At 58.3% G+C, this 21353-nt stretch carries 24 protein-coding genes; 4 read left to right on the top strand and 20 right to left on the bottom strand.

Translation table 11 applies throughout. From position 1 onward, the window contains the following. Positions 1 to 96: 96 nt before the first annotated feature. The 10 genes from OO25_RS18215 to hmgA all read right to left on the bottom strand — a co-directional run bounded on the left by OO25_RS18215 (position 97) and on the right by hmgA (position 10908). A complete protein-coding gene (locus OO25_RS18215; protein ID WP_040181811.1) occupies positions 97 to 1647 on the bottom strand; it encodes a cryptochrome/photolyase family protein in 1551 nt (516 codons plus the stop codon). Between the two features lie 147 nt (positions 1648 to 1794). Next, the gene (gene hemN, locus OO25_RS18210; RefSeq protein WP_040181809.1) at positions 1795 to 3150 is read right to left on the bottom strand and encodes an oxygen-independent coproporphyrinogen III oxidase; all 1356 of its coding nucleotides are present in this window, start codon (positions 3148 to 3150) and stop codon (positions 1795 to 1797) included. A gap of 52 nt (positions 3151 to 3202) precedes the next feature. Then, on the bottom strand, positions 3203 to 3898 hold the full coding sequence (locus OO25_RS18205; RefSeq protein ID WP_040181806.1) for an NnrU family protein: 696 nt from the start codon (positions 3896 to 3898) through the stop codon (positions 3203 to 3205). A gap of 53 nt (positions 3899 to 3951) precedes the next feature. Beyond that, positions 3952 to 4629, bottom strand: coding sequence for a maleylacetoacetate isomerase (gene maiA, locus OO25_RS18200; protein WP_040181804.1), 678 nt, complete (start codon positions 4627 to 4629; stop codon positions 3952 to 3954). A gap of 51 nt (positions 4630 to 4680) precedes the next feature. Then, positions 4681 to 5223 carry a VOC family protein gene (locus tag OO25_RS18195; protein ID WP_040181801.1) on the bottom strand — a complete coding sequence of 181 codons (543 nt, stop codon included), beginning with the start codon at positions 5221 to 5223 and terminating at the stop codon, positions 4681 to 4683. Further along, positions 5220 to 5450: a DUF2783 domain-containing protein gene (locus tag OO25_RS18190; RefSeq protein WP_040181797.1), complete on the bottom strand. Its 231-nt coding sequence runs from the start codon at positions 5448 to 5450 to the stop codon at positions 5220 to 5222. Before OO25_RS18190 ends, OO25_RS18195 begins: the two co-directional genes overlap by 4 nt. After that, positions 5447 to 7066 (bottom strand): FAD-dependent oxidoreductase, encoded by a 1620-nt coding sequence (locus tag OO25_RS18185; protein ID WP_040181794.1) that lies wholly within the window; start codon positions 7064 to 7066, stop codon positions 5447 to 5449. Before OO25_RS18185 ends, OO25_RS18190 begins: the two co-directional genes overlap by 4 nt. A gap of 155 nt (positions 7067 to 7221) precedes the next feature. Continuing rightward, positions 7222 to 8172: an MBL fold metallo-hydrolase gene (locus OO25_RS18180; protein WP_040181791.1), complete on the bottom strand. Its 951-nt coding sequence runs from the start codon at positions 8170 to 8172 to the stop codon at positions 7222 to 7224. Positions 8173 to 8183: 11 nt separating this feature from the next. Then, positions 8184 to 9440: a fumarylacetoacetase gene (fahA, locus tag OO25_RS18175; protein WP_040181789.1), complete on the bottom strand. Its 1257-nt coding sequence runs from the start codon at positions 9438 to 9440 to the stop codon at positions 8184 to 8186. Positions 9441 to 9546: 106 nt separating this feature from the next. Beyond that, positions 9547 to 10908 (bottom strand): homogentisate 1,2-dioxygenase, encoded by a 1362-nt coding sequence (gene hmgA, locus OO25_RS18170; protein ID WP_040181788.1) that lies wholly within the window; start codon positions 10906 to 10908, stop codon positions 9547 to 9549. A 72-nt stretch (positions 10909 to 10980) separates the two neighbouring features. On the opposite strand from hmgA, the gene OO25_RS18165 reads away from it, so the two are divergent. The 3 genes from OO25_RS18165 (at position 10981) to OO25_RS18155 (ending at position 13168) form a co-directional block, all read left to right on the top strand. Beyond that, positions 10981 to 11421, top strand: coding sequence for a MarR family winged helix-turn-helix transcriptional regulator (locus OO25_RS18165; RefSeq protein ID WP_040176139.1), 441 nt, complete (start codon positions 10981 to 10983; stop codon positions 11419 to 11421). A 57-nt stretch (positions 11422 to 11478) separates the two neighbouring features. Next, positions 11479 to 12693 (top strand): adenylate/guanylate cyclase domain-containing protein, encoded by a 1215-nt coding sequence (locus tag OO25_RS18160; RefSeq protein WP_040181786.1) that lies wholly within the window; start codon positions 11479 to 11481, stop codon positions 12691 to 12693. Between the two features lie 169 nt (positions 12694 to 12862). Further along, the gene (locus OO25_RS18155; protein WP_040181783.1) at positions 12863 to 13168 is read left to right on the top strand and encodes a VPEID-CTERM sorting domain-containing protein; all 306 of its coding nucleotides are present in this window, start codon (positions 12863 to 12865) and stop codon (positions 13166 to 13168) included. 36 nt (positions 13169 to 13204) lie between these two features. Here OO25_RS18155 and xrtE read toward each other — a convergent pair whose 3' ends face one another. From xrtE to trmD, 5 genes are all read right to left on the bottom strand, one after another. Next, a complete protein-coding gene (gene xrtE, locus OO25_RS18150) occupies positions 13205 to 14833 on the bottom strand; it encodes an exosortase E/protease, VPEID-CTERM system (RefSeq protein WP_040181781.1) in 1629 nt (542 codons plus the stop codon). Beyond that, positions 14820 to 15629: a division plane positioning ATPase MipZ gene (locus tag OO25_RS18145; protein WP_014878849.1), complete on the bottom strand. Its 810-nt coding sequence runs from the start codon at positions 15627 to 15629 to the stop codon at positions 14820 to 14822. Before OO25_RS18145 ends, xrtE begins: the two co-directional genes overlap by 14 nt. 220 nt (positions 15630 to 15849) lie before the next feature. Then, positions 15850 to 16071 (bottom strand): 50S ribosomal protein L31, encoded by a 222-nt coding sequence (gene rpmE, locus OO25_RS18140; protein ID WP_014876110.1) that lies wholly within the window; start codon positions 16069 to 16071, stop codon positions 15850 to 15852. An 11-nt stretch (positions 16072 to 16082) separates the two neighbouring features. After that, the gene (rplS, locus tag OO25_RS18135; RefSeq protein WP_014876109.1) at positions 16083 to 16454 is read right to left on the bottom strand and encodes a 50S ribosomal protein L19; all 372 of its coding nucleotides are present in this window, start codon (positions 16452 to 16454) and stop codon (positions 16083 to 16085) included. Positions 16455 to 16756: 302 nt separating this feature from the next. After that, entirely contained in the window at positions 16757 to 17557 is an 801-nt protein-coding gene (gene trmD, locus OO25_RS18130) for a tRNA (guanosine(37)-N1)-methyltransferase TrmD (protein ID WP_040181779.1), read from the bottom strand. Between trmD and OO25_RS18125 the strand changes: the two genes are divergently transcribed. Beyond that, a complete protein-coding gene (locus tag OO25_RS18125; protein WP_242407071.1) occupies positions 17556 to 18653 on the top strand; it encodes a phosphotransferase family protein in 1098 nt (365 codons plus the stop codon). The genes trmD and OO25_RS18125 overlap by 2 nt on opposite strands. Before the next feature lie 5 nt (positions 18654 to 18658). Here the strand turns inward: OO25_RS18125 and rimM are convergent, their stop codons facing one another. From rimM to OO25_RS18100, 5 genes are all read right to left on the bottom strand, one after another. After that, positions 18659 to 19162, bottom strand: coding sequence for a ribosome maturation factor RimM (gene rimM, locus OO25_RS18120; RefSeq protein WP_040181773.1), 504 nt, complete (start codon positions 19160 to 19162; stop codon positions 18659 to 18661). Positions 19163 to 19312: 150 nt separating this feature from the next. Further along, complete coding sequence (gene bluB, locus OO25_RS18115) at positions 19313 to 19954, bottom strand: 5,6-dimethylbenzimidazole synthase (protein ID WP_040181771.1); 642 nt, start codon at positions 19952 to 19954, stop codon at positions 19313 to 19315. Between the two features lie 4 nt (positions 19955 to 19958). Further along, entirely contained in the window at positions 19959 to 20318 is a 360-nt protein-coding gene (gene rpsP, locus OO25_RS18110; protein WP_014876104.1) for a 30S ribosomal protein S16, read from the bottom strand. 41 nt (positions 20319 to 20359) lie between these two features. Beyond that, positions 20360 to 20668: a chorismate mutase gene (locus tag OO25_RS18105; protein WP_040176153.1), complete on the bottom strand. Its 309-nt coding sequence runs from the start codon at positions 20666 to 20668 to the stop codon at positions 20360 to 20362. A 57-nt stretch (positions 20669 to 20725) separates the two neighbouring features. Beyond that, on the bottom strand, positions 20726 to 21328 hold the full coding sequence (locus OO25_RS18100) for a GNAT family N-acetyltransferase (RefSeq protein ID WP_040181769.1): 603 nt from the start codon (positions 21326 to 21328) through the stop codon (positions 20726 to 20728). Positions 21329 to 21353: the final 25 nt, after the last annotated feature.

Below are 21353 nucleotides of genomic sequence, written 5' to 3'. Positions count from 1 at the left end.
TCACGCCAGAAGCCATACGCAGGAGAAAATTCGCTTCACGGAACGACAGGTTGTGCCAGGAATGCCTTCCTTCCAGAATAGGGTGAAACCCCCTAATTAGAGACTGTTCAGAACCTTCTCCGCGCTTATGAGATACTCCTGTTGCTTCTCCGCGGACATTCTGTCCCAGGTTCGATAGGGCTGCATCAGGCGCGGGTTCTTTGACAGTTTCTCACGGTTGCGGATCAGGAAATCCCAATAAAGCGGATTGAACGGGCAGGCTTTGGGGCCGGTTTTCTGTTTCACGTCGTAGGTACATGTTGTGCAGTAGTTCGACATCTTGTTGATATAATTGCCGCTGGCGGCATAGGGTTTGGAGCCTAAGAGGCCGCCATCGGCGAATTGGCTCATACCGATGACATTTGGGGCTTCGACCCATTCATAGGCGTCGGCATAAACAGCCAGATACCATTCGTGGACCTGATGCGGGTCTATCCCTGCCAGCATTGCGAAATTTCCGGTGACCATCAGGCGCTGAATATGATGGGCATAGGCTTCGTCCCGGGTCTGGGTGATGGCGGCGGCCATGCAGGCCATCTTGGTCTCTCCGCTCCAATAAAACTCCGGCAGATCTCGCCCTGCGCCGAGAGCATTTTCGGAGGTGTATCCAGGCATCTTCAGCCAGTAGATCCCGCGCATGTACTCGCGCCAGCCGATAATCTGGCGAATGAAGCCTTCAACCGCGTTGAGGGGGGCATGGCCCTCATAATAAGCGCGTTCGGCCCGGCGGCAGACCTCAAGCGGATTGAGCAAGCCGATATTGATGTATTGAGACAACAGGGAGTGATAGAGAAACGGCTCTCCGTCCAGCATCGCATCCTGATAATCCCCAAACAGCGGTAGCGCCGCATCAATAAAATGATCAAGTGCCTTGAGAGCCGCTGCCCGGGTGACCGCGAACCAAAACGGTGTCAGCCGCCCGAAATTGCTGGGAAACCTGTGTTCCACCAATTCCAACACGTCTTGCGTGATACGATCTGGATCGCAGCGCAGCGGCTTGGGCATGAACATGTCGTTCTGCGCCGGTTTGCGGTTCTCTGAGTCATAGTTCCATTTACCACCCTCAGGCGCGTCACCTTGCATCAACAGGCCGGTTTTGCGCCGCATATCGCGATAGAAATATTCCATGCGCAGCTGCTTGCGTCCCTCTGCCCAACTGCGAAACATGTCGTGGCTGGCCAGAAATCGGCTGTCATCCAGCATGGTTATCTTCGCCGGTCCGGACCATGTGTTCAGCGCCTCTTTGAGACGATATTCGCCGGGTTCAGTTACCAGCACTTCGGTTACGGTGAACTGCTCCAAAGCCCGGTCCAATTCACCTATAAGGCTGCCCGAATTGTCTGGATCATTCAGGCGGACATATTGCAGGTTCCAGCCCGCAGCGGTCAGCTCATCCGCAAAGTGCCGCATGGCAGAAAACACAAAAGCGAGCTTTTTCTTGTGATGAGGGACATAGCTCGCTTCCTCTGCGACCTCGGCCATCAACAGGCAGTCTTTTTGAGGATCACCGATCTGGAGTGAGGGGAGATCATGTGACAGCTGATCACCCAAGATCAAAATGATCCGGCCTGGTTCACGGCTGTCTTGAGGTGTCGTGAGGTTGGTCATGTCCGATACTCCGCTGATCTGCCAGCAGATAGCGTAACCGGGGATGCTGACAACGCCTGAGCGGCTGAGTCATAGTGAGACGCGGCGGATAATCCTTTTAGAGCCTAATATTCTGAAATCGCGGGGCCTCGCAGTCTTCCTCCCGCCTCAGGAGGCTTGGCTATAACGCACGCCCTCCGGTTTATGGGCGTCAAACGCGCTGGCAATAATCCGGGTCAGCGCGCGGCCTTCGGGCTCAATAGTTAGGGCATCATCCGTCAATGTGACCAGATCGCCATAGGTCGCCGTAACGGCCTTCAGATCTGCAGTCAGCTGTTGGGTCTGTGGCCCAAACCGGTGCTGCAGTTCGCTACGGTCCAAACGGAAGTCGCACATCAGCATCTCGATGGCCCGGGCGCGCATCTTGTCGATCGGAGTGAGCTGATGACCGCGTGTCCCGGCCAGATCGCCCGCTTCGATCCTTTGAATATATGCAGCGGTGGCCGCTGCATTTTGCACATAGCCCCCGTCGAAACGCGAGATTGAGGAGGCCCCAACACCGATCAGCGTCGGGCAGTGATCATCTGTGTAACCTTGGAAGTTTCGCCGCAGATGTCTGCTGTTGCGGGCCAAGTTCAATCCATCCTGCGGTCGTGCAAAATGGTCGATGCCGATAGTCGCAAATCCCGCAGATTGGAATTTTTTGGCGGCCAGCTCTGCCAGATGATACCGGGTCTCATCACCAGGCAGGGCAGTATCATCAATCAGCTTCTGCCGTTTGGCCACCCATGGGACATGGGCATATCCAAAAAGAGCGACCCGGTCCGGCGCCAATGTCAGCACCTTGTCTACAGTATCTGCAATGCGCGTGGCATCCTGATGCGGCAGGCCGTAGACAAGATCGGTATTCAATGAATGAATGCCTGCGGCACGCAGATCCGCAACGCAGGCGGCCGTCACGTCAAAAGGCTGGATCCGCCCGATGGCGGTCTGCACTTCGGGATCAAAATCCTGAATACCGATGCTTGCACGGTTCATGCCTTCTTTCGCAAGCGCGGCGATTTTGTCGCGATCCACCATTGTGGGATCGATCTCGACCGAGAATTCCCAATCTGCCGTCGGCGGGATTGCAGATTTTATTGATTGGGCCAGCCGGTGGATGAGGGCTGGAGGCAGGATTGTTGGTGTGCCCCCACCCCAGTGCAGACGGCCCATCCGCAGGCCTTTGGGAAGAATGTCAGCGATCAGGGAAAGCTCTTTTTCGACAGTGCCGATATAGCTTTCCACGGGGCTGAGCGTTTGCGTGCCCTGGGTTCGGCAGGCACAGAACCAGCACAACCGCTCACAAAACGGGATGTGGATGTAGACCGAGACAGGCACTGCAGGATCCAGTGCCGCTAATTGGGCCTTTTGGAAGGCAGCCCCCACCGCCGTGCTAAACACGGGTGCGGTGGGATAAGACGTGTAGCGGGGCACGCGGCTGTCAAAAAGTCCCAGCGCGCGAAGGCGGTCAATCTGTTTCATACCGCCAGATATGACCGATTCCGGGCAGTGTGACTTTGCGCGAAATCAAATGTCAGTAGGGCAGAGGCGAGACTCCGATCACCTGCTCATGTAGGTGCAGCGCGCTGACCCAGAGCAGCAGGCCGATGCCAGTGCGCAGACAGAGACCGCGCAGATGGTGTCGCCGCCAGTTCGGATCACCTATCGGCTTGAGCGAAAACAGGGCGGTATGGGCAAAATATGTTGCCGCTGCCTGACCGAGGGCCGTTGTTGCCTTGGCGTCGAAGAGCAGGATCGCAGCGCTTGCAAGAAACAAGGAACCGCCAAAGACGATGGCATGAGCCAGATCGCCATTTGCCAGAAGATGTGACAGCGACCAAAGCGCCAAAGCCAACAGGAGCGGATGGCGGCTAAGCGCGGCCCGGCCGGGATCACCCTGTGTCGGATCGGCGGTACGCTTTCCTCCCAGCGTGTAGGGTGTGTCCACCCCCAAGCCCCAGACGGCCAGCACAAAGACTAAGGGCATTGCCAGCATCGGGGCCCAGCGGGCCCAATCAAGCGGCGGCCAGAGTTCAACATAGGGGGCTTGTGCCGCCGCGACGATCACCCAGCCAAACAGTACCAGCGACAAGAGCCCGTAGACCGAGAAATAGATCTTGCGGCCAAGGGATGCGATCAGCCGCCCGCGCAGATCGGCGAGCCGCGGCAGAAAATGACTGACGGTGAACACCATCATAGCGAGGGCAAAGCCGGTCCAATCGTTTGTCATCTATAATGTCCTAACCCGGCGAATACGGTGTGACTGCGCGCGGTTCATTCTGTTTACGTCTGCGGCGGATCTACAGTGTGAACCGCATCAGGATGCGCCATAGCGAAGGCCGGGTTCTCAGCGCATGTGGCCTCTATCATCATGAGACGCGGCAGATCGTCGAAAGTCACCCCCCACCGACGCGCGTTGTAGAGCTGCGGTATGAGGCAGAGATCCGCAAGCCCCGGATGATCGCCGGTGCAATAGGGGGCAACCGGATACTCCTCCAGCAGTGCGTTGAAGGCAACAAGTCCCGGGCGAATGAAATGTCGCATCCAGTCCGCAGGCATGTTGACAGGCTGCGCGGCTGGGACGGCAGCAGACCCTGTGCAAAGACCACTGGCGTGGCGGGCAACTTTCAGATTGCAGACCGGATGCAGGTCGACGGCGATGGCGTGCGCCAAGGCTTGAGCCAAGGCGCGCTCTGCCGGGGCGCGCGGCAGTAAATCCAGATGCCGTGTCTGGTCAAGATAGTCCAGAATGGCCAGTGACTGTGTCAGCCGCAGCCCGTCGATCTCCAGCACCGGCACCAGCCCTTGGGGGTTGCGGGCCAGATGTTCGGGGCTGACCTGCTCGCCCTTGACCAAATCGACCGTCACGGCCTCATAGGCGATACCCGCCAGGTTCAGCGCAATGCGGACCCGGTAGCTGGCCGATGATCGCCAATAGTCGTACAATATGACGTCAGACATTCCGCTTCCCCTACATTGCGATTGTTACGGACCGCAGTACAGCCCGCTGGCCTAAACGTTGTTCAGCTCCTTGGCATGCAGCCAGTCGGCGTGTTTTGGGGCCTTCTTGGTCTTTGACCAGTCCTCCAGCATGTCCCATTTCACGGCGTTCAGCCGCTGAAGAAGCGCCTCCTCTTCGGGGTCAGGGCAGGCCAGCTCAACCCGGTGGCCGTTTGGATCGAAGAAATAGATCGAGTGAAAGATGGAGTGGTCGGTCACACCCAGAACCTCAACACCGTTGGCTTCCAAATGCTCTTTGAATGCAATCAGTGTGTCGCGGTCTTTCACCTTGAAGGCGATGTGCTGCACCCAGATCGGTGTGTTGCGGTCACGGTCCATTTCCGGCTTGGTCGGCAGCTCAAAGAAGGCCAGCACGTTGCCGTTGCCCGCATCCATGAAGATATGCATGTAAGGGTCTGGTTCATGGGTTGAGGGGACATGGTCCTCGGCGATCGCCAAGACAAAATCCATGTTCAGCATCGTGTTGTACCACTCTACCGTCTGCTTGGCGTCTTTACAGCGGTAGGCGACATGGTGGATTTGCTCGATTTTCATGTGTCAGTCTCCCCTTGCGGCAGCGCAGCAGCTGCCAACGCTTGTGTCAGGATTGCGCGTTTCCCAATATGGTTCGCCAGAACCAGAACCAGACGCGCGTTCAGCGCATCGCTTTCGGCTTTGGCCAGCCCCTCATGGGCCGCGAGAAGATCGGCATAGAAATCATCGGCCCTTTCGATGTTCGGGGCCAGAATTAGGTTTTCGTGATCGGTATTCAGAGCGTTCATGCCGAGGCCTCCTTGCCAATCGCGCGGCGCAGGGCTGCACGAAATTGGTTTTCGTCAAATGCCGGGCGCCGCGCCGCCACATGCTGGTCAGGGCGGATCAGATAGACAGCACTTGTTGCATCACCGAGATAACGTTCGCGCAGGGTTCCGGTCTTGTCGTCTTTGGTGGACAGGGCCAGCCGCGTCACCGGGATACCCGCCTCCTCAAAGCTGTCAGGAGCGTCCGCGTCGATGGTCAGCAGGGTAAACCGGTCTGCCAGTTTGGGCAGCAGATATCCGTCCGCTATCGACACATCAGGGCAGGGGCTACCGGGCTTAGTACGCTGAGGCCCATGCAAGGCATCCGCTGAATTCAGCGCCGACCTCTCATAGGTGCAGGGCAGGGACAGGCGCCCCGAATTCACCAACGGCCGGGCAAAGGCGTGATGTTCGGACAGGTCCAGAACTGCGTCCCGCATAATCCGGCTCATTTCCGATTTCGGCGTGATGAAATCGGTGGAACGGGAGGAGTTGAGGATATTTTCATCCGCACCATGAACGCGCTCGCTGTCGTAACTGTCCAGCAGGCTCTCGGGCGCCTTTCCCTCCAGCACCAGTTTCAGTTTCCAGCACAGGTTATCTGTGTCCTGCAAACCGGAATTGGCTCCCCGCGCGCCGAATGGTGACACCTGATGTGCAGCATCGCCGGCAAAGAGCACGCGACCGTGACGGAATTTCTCCATCCGGCGGCACTGGAAGGTGTAGATCGAGACCCACTCCAGCTCGAATTGCACATCCTCGCCCAGCATGTCCTTAAGTCTTGGGATCACGTTCTCCTGGCGCTTCTCACGCTCCTTGTCGATGTCCCAGCCCAGCTGCAGGTCGATCCGCCAAACACCGTCAGGCTGTTTGTGCAGAAGTGCCGATTGCCCCTTGTTGAAGGGCGGATCAAACCAGAACCAGCGCTCTGTCGGGAAATCCGCATCCATGATCACATCGGCAATCAGGAAGTTGTCCTCAAACACCCGGCCAACAAAATCGAGACCCAGCATCTGCCGGGTTGGGGAGCCCGCGCCATCGCAGGCAATCAGCCAATCCGCCTCAAGATTGTAAGACCCTTCTGGCGTGTCGATCTCCAGCGTGACGTGATCCGCGTGGGTGCCGATGGCAGAGACCTTGTTACGCCCACGAATCTCAATCGGGGCCCCGGCAGCCTGAAGCGCATTCGCCCGCTGAACCAGATACTCCTCAAAGTAATATTGCTGCAGATTGATAAAGGCAGGCTGCGCGTGGCCGCTCTCCGGCAGCAGATTGAATTCATAGACCTTACGGTCATCGAAAAACACCTTGCCCAGATTCCACTGCACGCCTTTTTCCACGAGCGGGTCGCAGAAGCCGAGACGGTCCGCGATTTCAAGACTGCGTTTGGAAAAACAGATGGCCCGACTGCCGAAGCTGACCTTGTCATTCTCGTCGAGAACCACGACGCCAATCCCCTGTTGGGCGAGATCAATTGCTGCGGCCAGACCCACAGGGCCGGCGCCAATCACGATGACCGGGTGGCGCACCGGGGCGCCGGTGTCCTGATCTTCGCTGCGCTGATAGGGGTACATGGGAACTTCAAAGATCTTGTTCATCTGGTTTCCTCCCAAAAATACATGCCGTAGGGCAAAGCTCTCCCATGTACCGGCAATGGCTGCCGGTATCGGATAAGAGCCTGTCATAGGTTGCCCCGGCAGGACACGATCTGGATCAAATTCCCCCAGATGATGTCTCTGCCGGGGTGTGGATCTTAGTCCTGAAGCGCGTCCCACATCTCCAGATCGCGCTGGGCGGTCCAGATGCGCGGGGTATCAACGCCGCGGGCCTCATCATAGGCGCGCGCCACATTGAAGGGCAGGCAATGCTCATAGATCGCGTAGTCCGCGAACTTCGGATCACATTCGGCCCGCACGGCATCCCAGGCCTCTTTCAAGGTGCCGTTTCTGGCCGCCACTTTGGCGGCGGGGCGGTAGGTGCTCTCAACGAAATCGCGGGTGTTCTCAATGGCAGCGTTGACCATCTCCTTGCCCACCAGCGCATCACCGCGGCCGGGGGCGATGGCATCCACGTCGTAGGCTTTGATATTGTCGAGCGTGCCGCCCCAATCGCTGAAATGCCCGTCACCGCAGTAGCAGGCGGAGTGGTATTCAACGATGTCGCCAGTGAACATGACGTTTTGGTCCGGCACATGGATCACAGCATCACCCGCGGTATGAGCGCGGCCCAAATGTTTGATATCAACGCGGCGGTTGCCGAGGTAGACAGTCATGGAATCGCTGAAGGTGGTGGTCGGCCAGGTCAGGCCGGGGATGCTCTCATGGCCTTCGAACAGACGCGGAAAGCGCTGGAACTCACTGTCCCAGTCCTCCTGCCCGCGTTCGACCACCATCGAACGTGTCTTATCCGACATGATGATGTTCTGCGCGCCAAAGGCCGATGCGCCCAGCACGCGGACAGCGTGATAGTGGGTCAGCACCACATGAGTGATCGGCTTGTCGGTCACGGACCGCACGCATTCGATCACCTTATTTGCCAGCCGCGGGGTGGCCTGCGCCTCGACAATCATCACGGAGTCATCGCCGATGATGACGCCGGAGTTCGGGTCGCCTTCGGCAGTGAAGGCATAGAGCCCCTCGCCGATTTCATCGAAGGTGATCTTCTTTTCGCTCATGTCCCCTTGGGACGCAAAAGCCTTTGCCATGGTGGTCTTCCTTATCTTGCGTAGGGGTCTTCAAGTGCGGCCAGAACAGTGCCGGTACAGTCGCCAAAGCCAATGGTATAGCCATCGCCCTTGGCCGCGCCCTTCAGGGTCAGCGTATCGCCATCTGCGATGAAGGACCGCTCCTCGCCGGTGTCCAGCGTCAGCGGCTCCTTGCCGCCCCAGCTGAGTTCCAGAAGTGAGCCGCGGCTGTCTTTGGTTGGGCCGGAAATGGTACCAGATCCCAAAAGATCGCCCGCGTTCATCGGGCAGCCGGAGGTGGCGTGATGTGCCAGCTGCTGCGCGGCGGAGTAGTACATTTCCTTGTAGTTGGTCCGCGCGATGGTGGTCGCGTCCTTGCCCTGTGGCGCCATGGTGACTTCTAGGTCGATGTCATAAAGCATCGGCCCGCAGTCCTTCAGGTGATCCAGCAATTCCACCTCGCGCTCTGGTGTGTTGCAGCGGAACGGTTCCAGCGCCGGTTTGGTCACGATCCAGGGGCTGATTGTGTTGGCCGTCGCCTTGGCCTGAAACGGACCCAGTGGCTGATATTCCCAGGCTTGAATATCACGTGCAGACCAGTCGTTCAGCAACACGTAGCCAAAGATATGATCATCGGCTTCCTGAACGGTGATCGGGCCATCGGAAGGGGTGCCGACAATCGCACCCATCTCCAGCTCGATGTCGAACCGCGCGCAAGGCGCCCACCGCGGCGCGTCATCATTCGGGCCCTTCAGCTGGCCCCAGGGGCGGCGCACATCGGTGCCGGACACCACGACAGAGGATGCGCGACCGTTGTAGCCGATGGGGATGTGCAGCCAGTTCGGCGGCAGGGCGTTTTCAGGGCCGCGGAACATGGTACCGACATTGAAGGCGTGGTTCTTACCTGCATAGAAGTCAGTGTATTCGCTGACTGCAAACGGCATGTGCAACTCCGCACCGGCTGCCGGAACCAGCAGGGGTTCCAGCTGTTCCCGCTCGGCAGCGCCGTCGGACAACAGCGCAGTCAACCGTTCGCGCAGCGCGGCCCAGACGGCCGGGCCTTCCTCCATCAGATCATTCCAATAAGGCACGTCAAACAGCGGCGCATCGCCCAGCTGGATCAGTCCGGCCTCCTCGGCGGCCTGCATATCCAGGATCATGTCTCCGATCGCAACACCGCAGCGGGGATCATCACCGTCGACAGAGAACACCCCATAGGGCAGGTTGTTCAGCGGGAAGGGGTGGGTCGCACTATTGGCAGAGGAGACCCAGGATTTTTTCAAAGGCATGCGTGATCCTTTTGTTTGAGAGCCGCTGCTCTCGTCATCTTTCCCGAAATACTCCGGGGGTGAATGCGGCCCTCGGGGCCGCAGAGGGGGCAGCGCCCCCCTTTGCTTATTTTTTGCCCGGGGTGCCGTCGAATTTCTTTTCGATGTCAGCCCAGCAATCGATGTAGTCATCCTGCAGCGGTGCCTCATTGGCGGCAAATGGCGTCAGATGCTGCGGGAAACGCGTCTCGAACATGAAGGACATGGTGTTGTCCAACTTTTCCGGACCCAAGTTTGCGTTGGATGCGCCCTCAAATGCGTTTCTGTCCGGGCCATGCGGCAGCATCATATTGTGCAGGCTGACACCACCGGGGACAAAGCCCTGTGGCTTGGCGTCATACTGGCCATAGATATTGCCCATCAGCTCGGACATGATGTTCTTGTGATACCATGGCGGGCGGAAGGTATCTTCTGCCACCATCCAGCGTTCCCGAAACAAGACGAAATCGATATTTGCGGTGCCGGGCTGGCCCGATGGGGCCGTCAGCACAGTAAAGATCGACGGATCCGGGTGGTCAAACAGGATGGCGCCAACCGGGCAATAGGTCCGCAGGTCATATTTCATTGGCGCGTAGTTGCCGTGCCAGGCCACCACATCCAGTGGTGAGTGACCGATCCTGGTCTCGTGAAACTGGCCACACCACTTGATGGTGACGGTGGATGGCGTCTCGCGGTCCTCAAACGCCGCCACCGGCGCCTTGAAATCGCGCGGATTGGCCATGCAGTTGGCACCGATCGGGCCACGGCCAGGCAATTCAAACTTCTGCCCGTAGTTTTCGCAGACAAAGCCACGACAGGGGCCGTCCAGCACTTCGACCCGGTAGACCAGCCCGCGTGGGATGATGGCGATTTCCTGGGGCTCGAGATCAATGATGCCCAGCTCAGTCGCAAACCGCAGGCGCCCTTCCTGTGGAACCACCAGCAATTCGGAATCAGCGGAATAGAAATAGCTGTCCACCATCGAGTCGGTGACCAGATAGACATGGCTCGCCATGCCGACCTGGGTGTTCACATCACCTGCCGTGGTCATGGTGCGCATGCCCCTGAGCCAGGTCAGCCCCTCGGTGCCATGCGGCACCGGATCCCAGCGGTACTGACCGAGGCTGATCACATCCGGGTCCACGTTCGGGGCAGACTTCCAATAGGGCAGATCAATCTTGGTGTAGCGATGAGAGTGTTTTACCGAGGGGCGAATGCGATAGCACCAGGTGCGCTCATTCTGGTGGCTTGGGGCGGTAAAGGCGGTGCCACTCAGCTGCTCGCCATAAAGACCGTAGTTGCATTTCTGAGGGCTGTTCATGCCCTGCGGCAGGGCGCCGGGCAACGCTTCTGTCTCAAAGTCATTGCCAAATCCGGGCATATAGCCCGCGTGAGGCCCGGCAAGAGACGGGGCCTGGATCATTTCATGGGCATCGACTTTGTGATTCATGAGGCGCTCCTTTTGGTGTTCTCTGTTTCGGTAATAGTTGATTTTGTAACTAACAAGGGATAGCTCTGCCCTATGGATGAAAAAGATGACTTCGCGTTACAGGATTTCTTGCCGTATCTGCTCAACCGGGCGGCGGAGGAATCCTCGCTTGAGTTTCAAAAGCACTACAAGAACCGCTATGGAATGCTGCGCAATGAATGGCGTGTGCTGTTTCACTTGGGCAATTACGGCCGCATGACAGCAACCGAGATCGGCCAGCGTGCCAAGATACACAAGACGAAGATCAGTCGGGCGGTTGCGAAACTGGCGGAACGTCGTTTTGTGCTACGTCATCGCGACGAGAAAGATCGTCGTGCCGAGCACCTAGAACTTACGTCGCAAGGTGAGGCCGCTTACCGGGACCTGAGTACGCAGGCTGCGATCTATGATCGTCAACTCGCGGGGCGGCTTAGCGACGGGGAAAGTGCGGCGCTGCGCGACATGTTGCGCAAACTTGCAGGGATTGAGCCATAGACATCGCCGGGCTGAGGCCTCAGATTGGACCGGGACCACAATATGAGGCCGTGCATAATGACGGATGCTGCTTCACGCGCCACGCCGATAATCGACTGGCTCACTGCTGAAGGGCTACGGGGGGCCAGCCGTCAGGAGATGTTGCAGGGATTCTGCCAGAGGCTCGCCGATACCGGGGTACCTCTGCTACGCTTCCATCTGGCACAACGGGCCTATCATCCAAAATATGGTGGTATCGGGTTCAGCTGGACGCGGGCCGATGGGTTGTCGCATGAGTTCTATGAACACAGCGATACCCCGCGGGATGAATGGCTCTACAGCACCTTCTACTACATGTTGGAACGCGATGTGCCTGAGTTCCGCAGTAAGCTGACAGGCCATGTTCTGGAGAGGTTTCCAGCGTTGGCGCAGTTCAAGCAGCGCGGAGCAACGGATTACTTTGCCTTGGCAAAGCGGTTCGGCGATTTCGCTGACGCACCCTTTGATCCGCGCCGCCCGGGTGAGGGGATTTTGTCGTCTTGGTCGACCGATCATCCCGAGGGATTTACAGATACAGACTTGGCCCTGATCCGCCAGATTTACTCGCATCTGGCATTGGCGCTGCGCGCGGCATCTGCACAGCAGATGGCCAAAGATCTGTTACAGGTCTATCTGGGGCGCGACGCCGGGCAGCGGGTTTTGTCGGGCGAAATTCAACGCGGATCTTCCCGCCAGATTGATGCGGTGATCTGTTACTTCGATCTGAAAGGGTTCACCCAGCTGGCAGAGCAAATTCCGGGTGCCGAGCTGATTGATATGCTCAACGATTACTTTGGTCTGGCTGTTGAGACGATCCAGTCTCACGGCGGGAATATCCTGAAATTCATGGGTGATGGCATATTGTCCATGTTCGATCTTGGCAGCATTGGTGAGGACGCGACTGCTGCCCTCGCTGCCGCCAGCGCACTGCAGGGGAAAATTCGCAAGCGCAATAAGGAGCGCGCAGCGCAAGGCGTGCCAACTGCGGATTTCACTCTGGCGCTGCACGCGGGCGAAATCCTCTACGGAAATATCGGCTCTGAGAACCGGCTGGATTTCACAGTTATCGGGCCAACCGTCAATCTGACGGCGCGGATATCCGGTATGCATACTTCCGTCGGGCGCAGCATCATCGTGTCCGAACAGGTGCAAAAGGCAGCTCAGCCGACTAGCCACGATCTGGTCTCGCTAGGGCGCTATATGCTGCGCGGTGTCGCGGAGCCGGTGGAGTTGTTCACGATCTACGAGGGGTAATTTCTGCGGCCTGTTGGGGCTGGAATTCAGCGAAAGGTAAAATTTGCCATAATTTTCGCATTTTTCTCCCTTAGTGCTGAGAGCAGGAAAAGGGTGTGGTCAGTGAGATTCGTCGAAACCTCGCAACGCGTCACCCCGGACAGCGACTGAGCAGCAAGGATAAGATGCAATGAAACTGACACTGCGCATGACCCATCTGACAGCCGCAGCAGCTGTGTGGCTTGCAACTGGTCCGAATGCCTTTGCAGCGGGTGAGTGGCCGGATGCGGGTGGCCCCGGGAACGGCAACGGCTGGGGCAATGGCTGGGGCAACGGCTGGGGCAACGGCGGAGGTAACGGAAATGGCAATGGCAACGGTGGGGGCCAGACGGTTCCGGAAATTGATGTCAGTGCCGGTCTGCTCGCCGTCGCTGCGGTTGCGGCAGCGCTTCTGCTGACTTGGGAACTGCGCCGCCGCCGTTCCATACAGAACTGATGCTGTGATGGCGTATGACGACAGAGGAAACCGGGTCTAGATCAGGGCCCAGTTTGCTGTGGCATAGGCGACATAGGCGATCAGCGCATTGGCCACCATGTGGGCCAGTATCGCCGCAGCCAGACCGCCACCGCGCAAATATAGCGCACCAAAGATGGCGCCAGCCGCCATTCCCAAGGCAAAACGGTCGTGCATCAGGCCAAAGAGGGCGCTCGTGATGAGAAGTGCGACAACGGCCCGTAGAATCTGACCTTGTCCTGCCATGCGGCGCAGCAAATATCCGCGAAAGAACAACTCTTCGATAATCGGGACCAGAACGACGGTGCCGAGAAGACGTGTGCCAACCCAGAGCATATCGCGTTCATCGGTGCCACCCCGGCTGATGTCCGGTGTGGACATCACAATCCAGACAGCGGCGATCGCGGCGCCGGCCGCGATGTCAATTGGCCTTGGTCGATATGCCAACTGGCGCAGGGCAGGCCAGAATACGAGCAAAGCGGCGGCCATCATCGCGGCGCGCAGCGGGTATCCTTGCGCAGGATCGGCCCAAATCGCGGACACCAGCACACCGCTTAACATCATCACGATGAATGGGACGATGGAGGCAAGCAGCATATCAGCGCGCATCGGCGGCAGTTCAGCCGCAGCTGCGGCCAGCGCCTCTGGATTGGTCTGCAACCAGCGAGAGCGATGCGCAATGGCCAGCACCAGCAGCGCCAATAGCGTGAACATCAGCCAGCCGGCGTAACTGTGGAAGCCGTTAACGGCGTGCTCCGGTGCGATCCATGCACCGATCAGGATCAGGATGGCGATACGCGCGATGTTGAATGCCCAGCTGAGCAGCAGCGCCGCAGGGAACAAGACCAGCCAGTACCGTGTCTGACGAATATCCCGTCCCATCAGCAACGCATATAGCCCCATGAAGGTGGTGACGAGTGCAAAGCCCTCCACGCCGGAGCATGGTTCGCCGATCTCCACCAGAAACCCGTCAACGCGGATCAGATGCAGCGCCGCATCAGACCAGACCGTCGCGCCCGAGACTTCCAGTACCCATGTCACCAGAACGAAGGTCACCGAGGTCAGCGCCTCGATGTTCCAGATCGGCTCCATCATGCGGGTGATGTCCGGCATGACCAGCGCCACCATCAGCGCCAGCGTCAAAGAGAGCCCGCAGCCGCGCAACCAGATCAGCCATGCACGCAGTGGCATCAGGGACAGCACCCCACCCAGTCCGGCAATAGCGCCGCCGAGGCAGATTAGAATGAGCGTCGGCGATATCCATGCGTTGATCCCGGTAGGGCCAAACAGTGCCAACGGGACAAGCGCGATCATTAGGCCCGCAAGGTTGAGCACCAGCGCCGAGGGGCGTCTTGGGGCCTGTCCGATGGCAGACGTCAATGCGTGATATGCGCTGCGTATCAGGATCAGATAAAGCCCGAGCACGGTTAGAACGGCCAACAAGCGCCCGGCGATCGAGCGCACAGTTGTGCACGCCAGATCTGCGCCGGTAAATTTGCAATGCACATTGGCCAGCAGCTGATAAGCCACCATGATGACAAACAGTTCAGCAACTGCCAGCCCAAGGATCAGGACCAGCCGACGCCCGCCGCGCTGAGCGATCGGACCGGTCTCGCCGGTGATGGGGGGCTGGTCAGATATCGACATCCACGCCTGGCAGGTTCAACGATTTCATCATGTCCCGCAGTTCCTGACGTGCGGCGATATTGGAGATATTCAGCTGTTTGACGCCAATATCCTTCAGGTCCAGCAACGTCAGCCCACGCGGGAACAACTCCCGAAAGACCACGCGCTCGGAAAAGCCGGGCGCCACGCGAAACCCGATCCGTTTGGACAGCATGGAAATGGCGCGTTCCATCTTCTCTTTGTTGACCATGCGCTGGGTGCCAACACGATTGCGGATCACGATCCAATCAATCGGCTTCAACCCGGCCTGGGCCCGCAGCTGCCGCGCATTCCAGACCATTTCGGAATAGACGGACGGGCCGGTGATTTTCTCACCTTTCTGATCGGTGTGAGCGAGGAGGTCAAAATCGACAAAACTGTCGTTCAGCGGCGTGATCAGCGTGTCTGCCAGCGAATGGGCGACCTGGCTTAGACGGGTGTGCGATCCGGGGCAGTCGATCAGGATGAAATCATTGCTGGGTTCCAGTTCGGAGACCGCAGCAGACAGTCGGTGATCGTAGACATTCTCGCCGGGTTGCAGGCTATCGGCGTCGATTTCAGGGAGCTCGTGCAGGGCAACCAGCGGCAGCTCCAGCGCGGCTTTCTCCATGAACGCCTTGCGGTTCTCCAGATAGCGCCCGAGCGACCGCTGCCGCAGATCAAGGTCCAAGGCGGCAATTTTGTACCCCAGCCGGGCCAGCGTGGTTGCCACATGCATGGAGACGGTGGACTTGCCCGCCCCACCTTTTTCGTTGCCGACGACAATAATATGCGCCACGTTCACTTCCCCCAATCACTGCGCAAAATACTGCGCATCTTGGGCTGACTATACTGTCCGGTCGAATCGATGGGAAGCGCGATATCCGCAGGTTAGGGCCTGATTTAGGCTCTGTAGTTTCCTCAGGGTGAACGTGCGCAATGAACATGGTCGCTGAAGTCGCAACAAAAAACGCCGCCCAAAGGAGCGGCGTTTTCCGAAAAAATAAGACCAGGTTGGCTTAGAAGCCCAGACCTTCGTATTTCTTTTTGAACTTGGATACGCGGCCACCGGCGTCCATCAGACGGGTGGAGCCACCGGTCCATGCAGGATGCACGGTGGGGTCGATGTCCAGCGCCAGGGTGTCACCCTCTTTGCCCCAGGTGGAGCGCATCTTGAGGATGGTGCCATCGGTCATTTTGACGTCGATGAAGTGGTATTCGGGATGGGTGTCTGCTTTCATGATACCACTCCTTACGCTTTGGCTTTGTAGTTTGTATCTTCTGCAATCCGTGCGGATTTACCGCGACGGGCGCGCAGATAGTACAGTTTCGCGCGACGCACACGGCCGCGGCGAACGACAGTGATGCTGTCGATGTTGGTCGAGTGCAGCGGGAACACACGCTCCACGCCTTCGCCAAACGAAATTTTGCGAACGGTGAACGAACCGGCGATGCCGGAGCCGTTTTTGCGGCTGATGCAGACGCCTTCGTAGTTCTGCACGCGCGAACGGCTGCCTTCGGTCACTTTGTAGCCGACGCGGATGGTGTCACCGGCTTTGAAATCGGGGATCTCTTTCCCCAGGGCGGCAACTTGTTCCGCCTCCAACTGTGCGATCAGGTCCATCGCAGGTCTCCTATAATTGCTCGTGGTTTTGCCCACGAAGTTTTGCGCGGTTGCGAGAGCTCTTGGTCTTCACCGGGTCCCGCAGATAGCAGCCCGCCAGAGATCACTCCGTTCTTTCCTAAGCGTGTCCCGTGCGCGTCCCCAAATTGCCGAAGAAGGCGGGTCAGGGATTTCAAAATGCAACAGAACACAGGTCCATAGACGCAAAAGCGAATCCAGACAGGGGCCTTCTATGCCTGTTTGGCCAGCGGATCAAGGGGAGAGGCCGCGTTTAAGAGAGGCAAATGCCGCCTTCGGATCGTTCAGTCTGACGTCTTGCGGTCCTGGTGGGCCTGCCAGAGATCAGGGCGTCGGGTCTTGGTGATGTCTTCGCTCATTTTCTGGCGCCATTCAGCAATTTTACCGTGATGGCCGGACATCAGCACATCAGGAATGGTCTGCCCTTTCCATTCCGCTGGGCGGGTATATTGCGGATGTTCAAGCAGGCCGGAGGAAAAACTCTCCTCTTCGGTGGAGGCTTGATTGCCAAGAACGCCGGGGATCAGGCGCACAGTGGCGTCGATCATCGCCTGCGCAGCAATCTCCCCGCCGGTCATCACAAAATCCCCCAGAGAAACTTCCTGAATGCCGTAGTGTTGCAGAACCCGTTCATCGACGCCTTCAAAACGTCCACAAAGCAGTGTGACACCATCGCAGCGCGCCAGATCCTGCATCAAGGCCTGATCCATCCGGCGCCCGCGCGGCGACAGGTAGATCAACGGCCAATTGCCGACAGCGCCCGCCATCGTATGCTCAATCGCATCCCCCAGCACATCCGCCCGCAGCACCATACCAGCGCCACCGCCGGCGGGGGTGTCATCGACATTGCGGTGCTTGCCGATGCCGAATTGGCGCAGATCGACTGTCTCCAGCTGCCACAGCCCCTCTTGCAGGGCCTTGCCGGTCAGGCTTTCTCCCAGAATGCCGGGGAAGGCATTCGGGAACAGGGTCATGATTTTCGCCTTCCAAACGCCAACCAGATCCGGCGTCGGGGTCATCAGCTCGCGTGGCTTGAACGAGGGGCGAATAGCCTTGCGGCCGTGAGATTTGTTTTGTGCACTCATGAGACGCTGTTTAATCCAGTTAGAACGACACGCAATAAAAAGCTTTGGTGTTTGGATGAATTCGGAAATGGCCCCTATTGTAACCGACCATGAGTATCAGGCCGCAATCGAGAATGCGCAGGCACGAGCCAAAGCGTTCTGGCCACGTATTGCGTCGGACCTTGGTCTGGCTGCTGAAGGTGCGCGGTTTCGTCAGCTTCTGGTGAACAGCCGGTATCAGCATGTTCGCAGCGTTCAGGAGGTGACAACGGCAACCGGGCAACGCTATGTCTTGAGGGCGGTCTTTGACGACACCACTGCTGCACGGCAGATCAGGGTTCTTGATCGACATCAGCAAGCGGCGCTTGACCTGCAATCGGTATGCGGCGTGTCATCGCCTGACGTCCTGTGGCGAGATCAAGATAGCGCTGTAGTTTTGATGGACTTTGTCCAAGGGGAGACTGCCTACCGCGAGCTGGCTATGACCGAATACGGGTTTGGTGACCGGGCAGAGGTTCTTCGACGGATTGGATGCGCGGTCGCTGAGCTGCACAGGGTTTCGGATGCCGGAGATATGCAATTCTGGCCTAAACCCTTTCTGAAACAGATCTCAGCGCGGGCGGAGACGGTACGCGCCGGGAAGTTTCAGGTCTTGAAGCCGAAGAGGTATTTGGGTCTCTGCGCGCTGCTTCACCGGGAGGCTCGGCGTGCACGTAAACAAACATTCCGCGGTGCATTGGAGCATGGAGATCTGCATCTGCGGAATATCCTGATGTGCGACAGCGAGGTGTCGTTCATAGACTATTCAAACCATGACGGAATATTCCCGCAGCGCGATATTGCCGATATTTGGTTGTCCAACTGCCCCGACCACCTTGCTGCGGAAGGGCGCACGCCTGGTTTCGGAGGGGTGGCCAGAGCGGATTGGGCAGCATTTGAGGAGGGCTATGGTGCAGAACTGACGACGGATCCTATCTTCAGGTTCTTCTTTACCTGGCGTCTGTTCAAGCTGTGGTCAGCACTGGGCAGAAAACGATCGGAACCGCGACAGCGAACGCAGGATGTCGCTGCCGCCGCAGAACATGTTTTGGAGCGGCTGTTGGCAGCTGAAGGCTGACAGCCTCAGAACACGCCATCCGGTGGGTCTGCGATGATGCGCCCGCTTGCAAGATCAACCGTCGGTACAGCTGCCAGCGTAAACGGTAGCAGCACGGTTTTGCTCTCCGCCGGGATGGCGATTTCCAGCAAATCGCTGGCGCCGTGGTTCTGGACCGATTTTACGGTCCCCAGCAGTGTCCCGCCGGTGTCATAAACCTCAAGGCCCATCAGGTCGGTGTGATAATATTCATCATCCGGAAGATTTGGCAGCCGCTCGCGTGGTGCAAACAGGCGCACCCCCTTCAAAGCATCGGCCTGCTCCTTGGTCTCTATCCCGCCGATACGGGCGGTAAACCCGTTCTTGATGGCGCGGACCAAGGTGATCGTATAGGTCTGGCTGCCGTCTTCAGTGCTGAGCGGGGAATAGTCTTCAATATCCTCGGGCATGGCGCAGAAACTCTTCAGGCGTACCTCGCCCCGCACCCCGTACGAGCCTGAAATGGCACCAACGCAAATCTGCTCAGTCATTCAATCCATCCTTTGCAGAACCGCGCAGCAGTCCAGGTGCCGCCTGCGAGTCCACAGCGTTCTGTTTGGTAGTTGCGTTCATAGAGAACACCCGCGGTAAAGGCGATCAGAACAAAAACCGCAAGCCGGATCAATCGCCACATCTGTGGATTACCGGGTTTCGACCGGCAATGCGTTGCGGCGGGTTTCCCAGCCTAGCTGTTCCAGCTCCGGTGTTTTGGACATCCGCTCCGGGTGGCCAACGCAGAAATATCCGATCAACTGCCAGTCGGCCGGAACATCCAGATCCCGGTTCAGCTGTTGCGGATCAAGGATCGACACCCAGCCCAGCCCCAGACCTTCGGCACGCAGGGCGAGCCAGAACAGGGTCACAGCGGTAACAACGGAGTAGCGGCGCATCTCCGGCATGGTGCCAGCGCCGAGCTTGTGACCTTTTGTTGTGGAATCATCGCAGTAAATCGCCAGCTGAACCGGTGCTTCGCGCATTCCGGATAGTTTCAGCTTGGCATAGCGCTCAGCTTTGGCTTCGGAAAAGCCCGCCAGCGCCGAGGCATTTGCGGTCTCGAAATTCTCAAGTGCGGCGGCCCGAGCTGCGTCACTTTCGACACGGATCACCCGCCAGGGTTCGCTGAGCCCGACCGAGGGCGCCAGCTGAATGGTGTCGAGGCAGCGCGTAAGCACTGCCTCGTCCACCGGATCGGAGCGAAACCGGCGCACATCGCGCCGGACACGCATCAACAGATCAAGTTGCATGCGGAAGTGTTCAGAGAATGAATTGTCCCGCATGTTCATCAACTTACTCCGCGTCTGCAGTCGCTTCAGCAGCCTTGGCTGCTTTTTCTTCGGCGCGCTCCTGAGCTTTCTTGCCCGGGGTGCCTTTCTTGGGGTTGTTCCGCTCCACCTTAGCGCGAACGCCAGCAGCTTCCAACATCCGAGCGATACGATCTGTGGGCTGAGCACCCTGATCCAGCCAGTGCTGCACGCGCTCCATGTCCATTTTTACGCGCTCTTCACTGTCTTTCGGCAGCAGCGGGTTGTAGGTGCCCAGCTTTTCGATGAAGCGACCATCGCGCGGCATGCGGCTGTCAGCAGCCACAATGCGATAGAAGGGACGCTTTTTCGAGCCGCCGCGGGCCAGACGAATTTTCATTGCCATGGGTTCAGTCTCCTTTAATGGCGTTTACAGGGATATCCCTGTTATTCCTGGTGTTTCTTATGGTGTCGGATGACTTCCTGAATGATGAAGTTCAGGAAAGCCTTGGCGAAATCGGGGTCCAGGTCGGCCTGTTCCGCCAGGTCTTCGAGCCGTGCGATCTGCGCGGTTTCGCGCGTCGGATCGGACGGGGGAAGGTCGTGTTCAGCCTTGAGTTGGCCCACCGCCTGGGTGTGCTTGAACCGCTCGCCCAAAGTGTAGACGAGAATGGCATCAAGGCGATCAATGCTCTCGCGGTGGCCTTTCAGCAGCGCCGCTGCACGGGCGACGGGATCTTGGGTCTCTGTCGTCATTTCTGACTCCGCAAGGAGATGAATGAAAAGCGCATCGCGCGGCTTTGGGTGATGGGATCAGTCAAGCGCCCAGCCCTCCGGTTTAAACAGGGGATCTGCGTAATGGCTGATTTCCATCTCGATCCCATGGATCAGCTGGCTGTCCTTCAGCGCATTCGGGGCCGGGTGGCGATAGACAGCGTCGCTGCCGTCAATCGTGTCGGCATCGTGATCCTTCTGTGCGCCCAGCCGCTCTGCCAAACGGATCGAATCCAGATTCTTCGGATCAATATAGCTGACCGCGCCATCCCAGCCGAGCGTATTGTAATAGTAGTTGCGGGCCGCCTGAGTGGCTTCCAGCGCATAGCCCTTACCAGCGGCATCAGGCCAGATGATCCAGGCGATTTCGCGTTCTGGCCAACCTGCAGGCATCCAGCCCCCGGCCATCCCATATGTTTCCTCGGTGATCTTGTCGTGGATCATCCACATGCCAAACCCGCGCACCTGCCAATGGCCGATCTCCGCGGCGTAGAGCATCCAGGCTTCGTATGGATTCAGTGGACCGCCCATGAAGCGCGCGCGATAAGAACTGAACGTTGCCTTGAAGTCGGGATAATCCACGGCTTCGGGGCCCCGCAGAACCAGGCGTTGGGTTTCGATCACTGGGATGGACGAGGGCATTAGACACCCCCCGCGCTGCATGAGA

The sequence above is a fragment of the Phaeobacter sp. S60 genome, assembly GCF_000826845.1.
In the GTDB taxonomy this organism is placed as follows: Bacteria; Pseudomonadota; Alphaproteobacteria; order Rhodobacterales; family Rhodobacteraceae; genus Phaeobacter; species Phaeobacter piscinae.
This window is presented reverse-complemented; position numbering and strand designations above follow the sequence as displayed.